The organism is Burkholderia sp. 3C (assembly GCF_054589155.1).
Genome location: NZ_BAAILN010000010.1, coordinates 59,134 through 67,890, shown reverse-complemented (window position 1 = coordinate 67,890; position 8,757 = coordinate 59,134). Strand labels below are relative to the sequence as shown.

Below are 8,757 nucleotides of genomic sequence, written 5' to 3'. Positions count from 1 at the left end.
CGCCGCCGGCATCGCGACGTGGCGCGCCGGCGGCGGGGGGAGACTCAGAAGTCGTAGGTGCCGGTCAGCAACACGGTGCGCGACGGTCCCATCGGGATGAAGCTTGCGCTCGTGCTGCTGTAGTACAGGTTGCGGTTGAACACGTTCTTGATCGACAGGTTCAGGCCGTAATGCTTCTTGCGGTAGAACAGGCCGACATCGGTCTCGATCTGGCTGGGCAGGTGGTAGGCCGGCACGGCGGTGTAGCCGGCGTCCTGGCCGCTGGCGTAGTACAGCCCCACGCCGAAACCCACGCCTTGCAGCGTTGCGTTCTGGAAGTTGTAGGTGGTCCACAGGCTGGCGGTGTGTTTCGGGAAATTCACCCGCAGCGTGGGGTTGTAGCTCTGCTGGTAGTTGTTGTAGGTGTACTGGCCAATCACGTTGAGGCCCTTGGCCACCTGCCCCTGGAATTCCAGTTCGAAGCCGCGGCTGACCGAACCGGTGGTGCCGAGCGAATAGCCCGAGTGCACCGGATCGGTGACCGGCTGGTTGGTGTACGAGGCGCGGTAGGCCGCCATCGTCACGGCGAGCTTGTCGTCGAGCAGGTTCATCTTCACGCCGATTTCGGCCTGGTCGCTGCGCTCGGGCGGCAACAGCGCGCCGGAAAACGTGATGGCCGTGGCGGGCACGAAGCTGCGGTTGTAGCTCGCATAGGCGGCAAGCTCGTCGGTCAGTTGATACATCAGGCCGAGGCTGGGGCTGTAGGCGGACTGATGCGTGCCGGCGTTCTGCCGGCTGTTGCCGATGATGTCGAGCGTCGAGAGGTAGTTGTCGCGACGAATCGAGCCCAGCGCGTGGAATCGGCCGATATTCAACTGCTCCTGCAGGTACAGGCCGCTGCGGGTGGTCGCGTAATTCAGGCTCGGTTGCAGGTCCGCCGAGAGCGGCGGCACCGAATAGCCTCCCCAGATGTTGGGGACATTGAAGATGTTGAAGTTGTTTTCGTCGAACTGCGACACGCGGCTGTAGCCATAATCGAAGCCGATCAAGGTGGTGGACTTCACCGAGCCGTAGTCATACTTGATGCGCGCATAGCTCTGCGTGCTCAGCGTGTAGTAGATCGAGGACGAATTGAAACCGATCAGCGTGAGCGAATTGCCGGGGCCGATTGTGGAGCCGGTGCCCCAGCCGAGCTGGTGTTGGTACGATCGCAGGTAGTTCGCGCGGTTCACGAAGCTCAGATGATCATTGATCTTCTGTTCCCACTTGCCCTCCACCTCGTCGGAACGCGTTGTGAAGGCATCCTCACGATTGCCGAGCGCCTGACGAAAATAGCTGTTGTAAAAGCCGCCGCTCGCGTAGCCGACCGTGAACTGCGGGAACGGATCGCGCGTGACGATGTGCGTGTAGCCCAGTTGCAGATCGGTGTGGGCGTCCTTCCATTCGATGGTGGGTGCGAAGTAGACATGCCGGCCGCCGTCGTAGCCCATGGCGGATTCGGTCGATTTGTCGCCGGACAGCACGAAGCGGTACAGCAGCTTGCCGTCCTGGGTCAGCGCGCCGGTGCTGTCGAACGCGAGCTGCTTGTAGCCGTACATGCCGATTCCCATCTGGATCTCATGGAACGGTTCGGCCTGCGGCTGCTTCTTCGTGATGTTGATCACACCGCCCGGCGGCGAGTCGCCGGCCAGGATCGCCGACGGCCCTTTCACCACTTCCACGCTGGCAATCGCAATCGAGGGGATCAACGAGGTGGCGGCCGGGTTGGTCGAATTCGCGCCGGCCATCGACATGCCGTCGAGCATCACCGGCGCGCCGGTAAAGCCGCGTATCGAGAAATCGGGCACGCCATAAGGGCCCGGCCGGGTGATCACGCCCGAGGCATTGCGCAGGATGTCGGCCAGGGTCGTGTCGTTCTGACTCTGAATCACCGCTGCGTTGATTTCGGTGATCGACTTCGGCGTTTCGCTCAACGGGGTGTCGGTGCGCGTGAACGTGCTGGACGACTCGGTCAGAAAGCCGGTGCCGCCCGAGTCGCGGGTTGCGGCCACGCTGATCAACGGCAACTCCGCCGAGGCTTCCTCGGCCTGGGTGGCCGCGGCTTGCGGGGCGGGCGCGGAGACGGGCGCCTTGGCCGGCGATGTGGCGCGCCGCAACGTCAGATGATTGCTGTCGGTGACGACCAGTTCCACGCCGGTGCCCGCGAGCGCCTGACGAATCGCCTCGATCGGCGCGAGCCGGCCCTCGACCGGCGCCGAGCGCGCCGAACCGACCAGCGCCGGATCGAACGAGAGCGGCAGGCCCGTGCGCCCGGCGATCTGGATCAGCACCTGGTTGAGCGGACCGCTGGGCAGGTGGTAATCCTGCGCGGCGGCGACAGTCTTGCCGGCCGTCTGGGCGTGCGCGCCTGCCGCCGCGAGACATTGAGCGGACGCGATCGCCAGGGCAATGGCGCGGGGGCGGAGCAGCCTGCGGGGACGAGAAGTCACGTTCATCATGTGCGGTTCTGATCGAGTGATGTTATCTGTCGGGCGTCACGCGCAAGCACCGGGCTGGTCTCTCGCGCGACCGCCTGGCGGCAGTCACACGTCGCGTTTTCATCAGTTATGTCGAACGACGCAAGTGAAAGTGATACCGTCCCGAAGAAATTTTTTAGGCCACCTGTCGTGACCGATTCGTGACCGATTTCGGCCGCCTGATCGGCGGATTCGGGCTGGGTGACAGGGATGGCAGGCCGACGCTCGGCCTGCGCGTTGGTGGGGTGTCGATACGGATGGCACGCCGGAATGCGTGCTTCGCTGCACACGACGTGTCTGCCGCGAAAGGTGTGCAATAGCGCCCGCTGGTCCGGCGGCCATGCATCGAGCCCTGGCATGAAGGCCCGATTTGTCCGATCGATACCCCTACTTCAACCAGCCATCCACCGTGCTCCGGTTGGCATCGACCCACTTCATCACGCCTTTCTGCGGATCCGATTCGCCGCCGTCGCGAATCGCCTGCATCAGCGAGCCGAGCGTGTTGTCGTCCATCTTCCACGTGTTCATCCAGCGCGCGATATCGGGGTGGCGGCCGCCAAAGCCTTTGGTCGCGATCGCGTAGATCGCGTCGGGCTGCCCGTACACCTGCTTCGGGTCCTTCAGGTAGTGCATCGGGTATTTCGCCCACACCCAGTGCGGATTCCACAGCGTGACGACGATCGGCTCGTGGCGCTTCTCGGCGCGATCCAGCGCCAGCAACATGGCCGCCTCCGACGAGGGCAGCACCGCGGCGTCGAGCCCGTATTCCGTGCGCGCCTTGGCCGTCAGCTTCATCAGGCCGCTGCCCGGTTCGATGCCGAAAATGGTGGGCTTGCCGTCGTGCTGGAATTGCGCGGCGTTGGCGTTCAACTGATCGATGCTGTCGATCTTCACGTAGTCGGGCACCGCAAGCCCGAGCGCCGCACGCGGAAACCACGGCCCGATCTTCTCGACGCGCGACTGCACGGACGCATAGGGCGCGCCATCGGCCGAGGGCAGCCAGACCTCGAAGGTCAGGTCGAGCTTGCCCTGCGCCACACCGCTGTAAATGATCGCCTTGTCGCCGGGCTGCAGCGTGACGTGATAGCCCTTCTGCGTCAGCAGCGCCTGCCACAGATTCGCCACGGCAATGTTCTCGGCCCAGTTGTTCACGCCGATCACGATGTTGTGCTCGTCGGCGTGGGCGAACGCGGCCGGCGACAGCAGGCAGGCGAGCAACAGCCGCTGCAGGCTGCGCCGGAAAGCGCGAATGAAAGGCGGCAAGCAGACGTGGAAGCGGGAAAGCAGCGGGGGGAGCAGGCTCATGGCGGCACTCGGACGAAGTGGGTAGGGTGAGGGCGGCGAGCAGGGGGCGATCGTCTCAAGACGTGCCACGGGGTGCTCGCTCGACGACATCTTCACGACGCCAATTTGGTTTTGACAGCGAGGAATTCCGATGAAGCCCATCGGAGAAGCCGATCGATCGACCGCGCGCCGCGCCCGCTGCCGCACGCTCAGACCGGCACGGGCTCGCTGCGGGTGCGCCGCCGCTCTTCCACCATGGCTTCGATCAGCGAAGCCAGATCGTCGGTGGCGGGGTTGCGGCTTTGCGGCGACCGAAGCAGTTCGAGATCGGCCGGCGGCAACGGCGGCAGGCCGTGTTCCGCGCCGAGCACGCGCCAGTGCGCCGGCAAGGTGCAACGGTCGATGATGGTGACGGCCGCGCCGTGGTTGACGGCCACCTTGATGCCGGTCGGGCTCTGGCTCGTATAGATCACGTGATACGGCCGCCCTGTCGCCGCCAGCGCGGCCAGCCCGCGCTGGCGGTAGCAGCAGGTTTCCGGAAACAGCGCGAGCGGCACCGGCGCGCCCTCGGCCAGCGTGAAGCCCTGGTGTGCGGCCCACACCACTTCCTCGCGGCCCAGGTGCCGCCCGTCCGACTGCGCGCCGTGCCGCACCACGAGCGCCAGATCCAGTTCGCCCGCCTCCAGCCGCTCGATCAGCTCCAGCGACATCCGGCAATCGATATGCGGCCGCGCGCCGGGGCGCAGCCGGTAGAACTTCTCCAGCAGGTCGGGCAGCCACAGCTCGGCGTAATCCTCAGGCAGTCCGAAACGAATCACCGTCTGGGTGCTGCTGTGCTTCAGCGCGGTGATCGCCTCGTTCTGCACCTGAATGATGCGGCGGGCGTGAATCAGGAAGTTCTCGCCGTCGCGCGACAGGGCGAGGCGGCGGCTGTCGCGCAGGAACAGGTGCGTGTCGAGCCGCTCCTCGAGCGTGCGAATTCGCAGGCTGATGGTGGATTGCGTGCGGTGCATCTGCTTGGCGGCCGCGGTCACGCCGCCGCTGTCGACCACGGCGATGAACGCGCGCACCAGCTCGCCGTCGAGCGAGCGGAGTTGAGACCAATCGGGTTCGCTGATGGTGGTCATCGGAATTACTCGCTTTCCAAACGAAATTGTCGGTCGAATCATGCGGACGTCGCTGGGCCGATTGTTGTCGAAAACAATTCCGGCCACAAACCCGCCCACCTTTTTTCGAAACCGGAGCCCGCCGTGTCAGTTAGCCTGCTTCTCGCCGACGCAGAATGCATCGATCTGAGCGATATCGTCGATACCGACCGTTACCCCCTGCATGACCCCGATCACCCGCGCATGCGTGAGCTGCTCGCGAATTGCCGCGCGGAACTGGCCGGCAACGGCAGCGCCGTGCTGCACGGCTTTCTGCGCCCCGAAGCGTTGGCGCAAGCCGGCGCGCAAGGGCGCGAATTCGCGAAGAAAACCTACTTTTCGCACCGCAAGGTCAACGCCTATTTCACGGCGGACGACCCGGCGCTGCCGCCGGGCGACCCGCGCCGGGTCTTCATGGATCGCACCAGCGGCTTCGTTACGCGTGACGTGATCCCGGCCGATGCGGTCGTCCATCGGATCTACGTGGCGCAGGCGATGAAGCGTTTCGTGGCGGCCTGCCTCGGCGAAGCGCGGATCTGGGAATACGCCGACCCGTATGCCGGCCTGGTGCAGAACGTCATGCCGCCGGGCACCGAGCAGCCTTGGCACTACGACACCAACGAATTCATCGTCTCGATGATGACGCAGCAACCCGAAGCGGGCGGGGATTTCGAGTACTGCCCGAACATTCGCTCGCCCGAAGGCGAGAACTACGGCGGCGTGGGCGAGGTGGTGCGCGGCGAGACACGCGCGCCGATCAGCGTGATCACGCTGCAGCCCGGCGATCTGCAACTGTTCAAGGGCCGCTTCTCGCTGCACCGCGTGACGCGCGTGGCCGGCGCGATCGACCGGCACACCGCGATCTTCGCCTACTCGAAGCGGCCCGGCGTGGTGGGGCGGCTGGAGCGCACGCGCCAGCTCTACGGGCGCGTGTCGGAAATGCATCTGGAAGCCGAACGCAACCTGGTGCGGGCAGACAGCCTGGTCGACTGAGCCGATCCTGACGCCACGCCTCGAAGCCGATTTCATTATTCGTTGTACTGATCGATAACCATTACCCCCACTATCATGACGATCCTCCACCCGACCCGCCGTCCCGAAGATTGCGAACCCACCGCCGACGAGATCGCGCAGATCCAGCGCGACCGGCTTGCCGCGGTGCGCCGCGAATTGAAGAAGCGCGACCTGAGCGCGGCCATCCTGTTCGATCCCACCCACATGCGCTATGCCACCGGCTCGCGCAACATGCAGGTGTATTCGATGCGCAACCCGGCGCGCTACGTGTTCGTGCCGGCCGAAGGCAAGGTGGTGCTGTTCGAATATGCCGGCTGCGAATTCCTGGCGGCGGGGCTCGACACCGTCGACGAAATTCGCCCGGCCACGGCGATTTCCTATTACTTCTGCGACGACATGCTGCGCCAGGTGACGGAGCGTTGGGCCGACGAGATCGACGATCTGGTGCGCGCCAACGGCGGCGGCAAGCGGATCGCGATCGAGAGCGCCACCTCGGCGGCCGCGTTCGCGCTGCAGGCGCGCGGCTACGAGATTTCCGACGCGCAGGAGCCGCTCGAACGGGCACGCGCGATCAAGGTGAAGAACGAGATCAAGATGATCCGCGCCTCGCTGCGTGCCGCCGAGGAGGGCGTGCGCAAGCTCGAGGCGGCGCTGGTGCCGGGCATCAGCGAGAACGAACTGTGGTCGCATCTGCATCAGCACGTGATCGCCAGCGATGGCGACTATGTGGAGACGCGCCTGATCAGTTCGGGGCCGCGCACCAACCCGTGGTTCCAGGAAAGCAGCCCCCGCAAGATTCAGGCTGGCGAGTTGGTGGGGCTGGACACCGACGTGGTGGGCCGCTTCGGCTACTACGCCGATTTTTCGCGCACGTTCCTGTGCGGCGACGGCCCGGCCACGGACGCGCAGAAAACGCTGTACCGGCTCGCCTACGACCAGGTGCACGCCAACATGGAAAACGTGCGGGTGGGCACCACGTTCCAGGAGTTCATCGCGCGCGCCTGGCAGATTCCGCAGCCGTACCGGGCACGCCGTTACTTCGCGCTGGCGCATGGGGTGGGCATGACGGGCGAATATCCGTACATCTGCCATCGTGAGGACAACGATGCAAAAGGCTATGACGGCGTGATCGAGCCGGGCATGACGCTGTGCATCGAGAGCTACATCGGGCACGAAGCCGGCGGCGAGGGCGTCAAGCTGGAGGAGCAGGTGTATGTGCGCGACGACGGGCAGCTCGAACTGCTGTCCGACTACCCGTTCGAGGCGCGCTTGCTGGCCTGAGCCTGCACGAGCGTTGCGCAGCGCCGCCGGGCGGCCTGCGCAGGCCGACGATCCATTCGTTGCAATTGGCAGTAGACGACTGGTCTAATCACTGCTACAGTGCGCTCCATGAACTCAGCCGCCGTCCGCGAAACCGCTTCCGATACCCGCGAGGGCATCCTCTCCGTTGGCCAGACCTTGATGGCGAGCCGGGGGTTTTCGGCCGTCGGCTTGAACGAGATCCTGGCCGCCGCGGGCGTGCCGAAGGGCTCGTTCTACCACTACTTCGGCTCGAAGGACGCGTTCGGCGAAGCCTTGCTGAACCGCTATTTCGAAGACTATCTGGCCGATCTGGACATCACGCTGGCCGCGCCGAAGCAAACCTCGGCGCAGCGCCTGATGACCTACTGGCAGCAATGGCGCACGAATCAGGGCTCGTTCGATTGCCAGGGCAAGTGCCTGGCGGTCAAGCTGGCGGCCGAGGTGGTGGACCTGTCCGAAACCATGCGCGCCGCGCTCGATCGCGGCACCTCGGGCATCGTGGCCAGGCTGACGGGCGCGATCGAGGCCGGGCGCGACGACGGCTCGCTGTCGTTCGACGGCGAGCCGGCGCAGGTTGCGCAAAGCCTCTACGAGTTGTGGCTGGGCGCGAGCATTCTGGTCAAGATCGTCCGCAGCATGCAGCCGTTCGAAACGGCGCTCTCGACCACCCGCAAGATCCTGGGCATCGCCGGCTGACCTGTATGCCCGCAACAGCACTTCTGGCGAAGTGCTTTTTTTGACGCTGAAACTAGACGACTGGTCTAATTCAAAGGCGCCGTTTATCTCGATGGAGCGATACACCATGAAAATCCTGATGGTTCTCACCTCGCATGACCAACTGGGCAATACCGGGCTCAAGACCGGCTTCTGGCTGGAAGAGCTGGCGGCGCCGTACTACGTGTTCAAGGACGCGGGCGCGGAGATCGTCCTGACCTCGCCGCAGGGCGGCCAGCCGCCGCTCGACCCGAAGAGCAACGAGCCGATGTTCCAGACCGAGCATACGCACCGCTTCGAGGCCGATGCGGCCGCCACCCGGCAACTGGCCGCCACGCTGCCGCTGGCGGGCATCGATCCGGCCGGTTTCGACGCGGTGTTCTATCCGGGCGGCCACGGCCCGCTGTGGGATCTGGCGGAAGACACGCATTCGATCGCGCTGATCGAGGCGTTCATCGGGGCCGGCAAGCCGGTGGCGCTGGTGTGCCACGCGCCCGGCGTGCTGCGTCACGTGAAGGCGGCCGACGGCCGCCCGCTGGTGGACGGCAAGCAGGTCACCGGCTTCACGAACACCGAGGAAGACGCGGTGCAGCTGACCAACGTGGTGCCGTTCCTGGTGGAAGACGAACTGAAGAAGCACGGCGGCCGCTTCTCGCGCGGCGACGATTGGGCCTCCTACGTGGTGCAGGACGGCTTGCTGATCACCGGGCAAAACCCCGGCTCGTCGGCCGAAGCCGCCGCGCGGCTGCTCGCGCACCTCGCGCCGGGCAGCCAGGCCTGAGCCGGTCCGCCCGCCATCCGGC

Annotated in this window: 8 protein-coding genes; 4 read left to right on the top strand and 4 right to left on the bottom strand. The window is 65.4% G+C overall.

Annotation, left to right across the window (positions count from 1 at the left end; genetic code table 11):
• Nucleotides 1-44 precede the first annotated feature (44 nt).
• The 4 genes from ACYP33_RS00990 to ACYP33_RS00975 form a co-directional block, all read right to left on the bottom strand.
• Nucleotides 45-2,474 carry a TonB-dependent siderophore receptor gene (locus ACYP33_RS00990; protein WP_459619128.1) on the bottom strand — a complete coding sequence of 810 codons (2,430 nt, stop codon included), beginning with the start codon at nucleotides 2,472-2,474 and terminating at the stop codon, nucleotides 45-47.
• Complete coding sequence (locus ACYP33_RS00985) at nucleotides 2,474-2,854, bottom strand: hypothetical protein (RefSeq protein WP_459619126.1); 381 nt, start codon at nucleotides 2,852-2,854, stop codon at nucleotides 2,474-2,476. The genes ACYP33_RS00990 and ACYP33_RS00985 overlap by 1 nt, the downstream gene beginning before the upstream one ends.
• Before the next feature lie 28 nt (nucleotides 2,855-2,882).
• On the bottom strand, nucleotides 2,883-3,800 hold the full coding sequence (locus ACYP33_RS00980; RefSeq protein WP_459619124.1) for a glycine betaine ABC transporter substrate-binding protein: 918 nt from the start codon (nucleotides 3,798-3,800) through the stop codon (nucleotides 2,883-2,885).
• Nucleotides 3,801-3,988: 188 nt separating this feature from the next.
• Nucleotides 3,989-4,906: a LysR substrate-binding domain-containing protein gene (locus tag ACYP33_RS00975; protein WP_414448631.1), complete on the bottom strand. Its 918-nt coding sequence runs from the start codon at nucleotides 4,904-4,906 to the stop codon at nucleotides 3,989-3,991.
• 123 nt (nucleotides 4,907-5,029) lie between these two features.
• Between ACYP33_RS00975 and ACYP33_RS00970 the strand changes: the two genes are divergently transcribed.
• The 4 genes from ACYP33_RS00970 to ACYP33_RS00955 all read left to right on the top strand — a co-directional run bounded on the left by ACYP33_RS00970 (nucleotide 5,030) and on the right by ACYP33_RS00955 (nucleotide 8,735).
• Complete coding sequence (locus tag ACYP33_RS00970; RefSeq protein WP_459619121.1) at nucleotides 5,030-5,917, top strand: HalD/BesD family halogenase; 888 nt, start codon at nucleotides 5,030-5,032, stop codon at nucleotides 5,915-5,917.
• A gap of 75 nt (nucleotides 5,918-5,992) precedes the next feature.
• A complete protein-coding gene (locus ACYP33_RS00965; protein ID WP_459619119.1) occupies nucleotides 5,993-7,219 on the top strand; it encodes a M24 family metallopeptidase in 1,227 nt (408 codons plus the stop codon).
• A 108-nt stretch (nucleotides 7,220-7,327) separates the two neighbouring features.
• Nucleotides 7,328-7,936, top strand: coding sequence for a TetR/AcrR family transcriptional regulator (locus tag ACYP33_RS00960; RefSeq protein ID WP_414448629.1), 609 nt, complete (start codon nucleotides 7,328-7,330; stop codon nucleotides 7,934-7,936).
• A gap of 106 nt (nucleotides 7,937-8,042) precedes the next feature.
• Nucleotides 8,043-8,735 carry a type 1 glutamine amidotransferase domain-containing protein gene (locus ACYP33_RS00955; RefSeq protein WP_459619117.1) on the top strand — a complete coding sequence of 231 codons (693 nt, stop codon included), beginning with the start codon at nucleotides 8,043-8,045 and terminating at the stop codon, nucleotides 8,733-8,735.
• Nucleotides 8,736-8,757 lie beyond the last annotated feature (22 nt).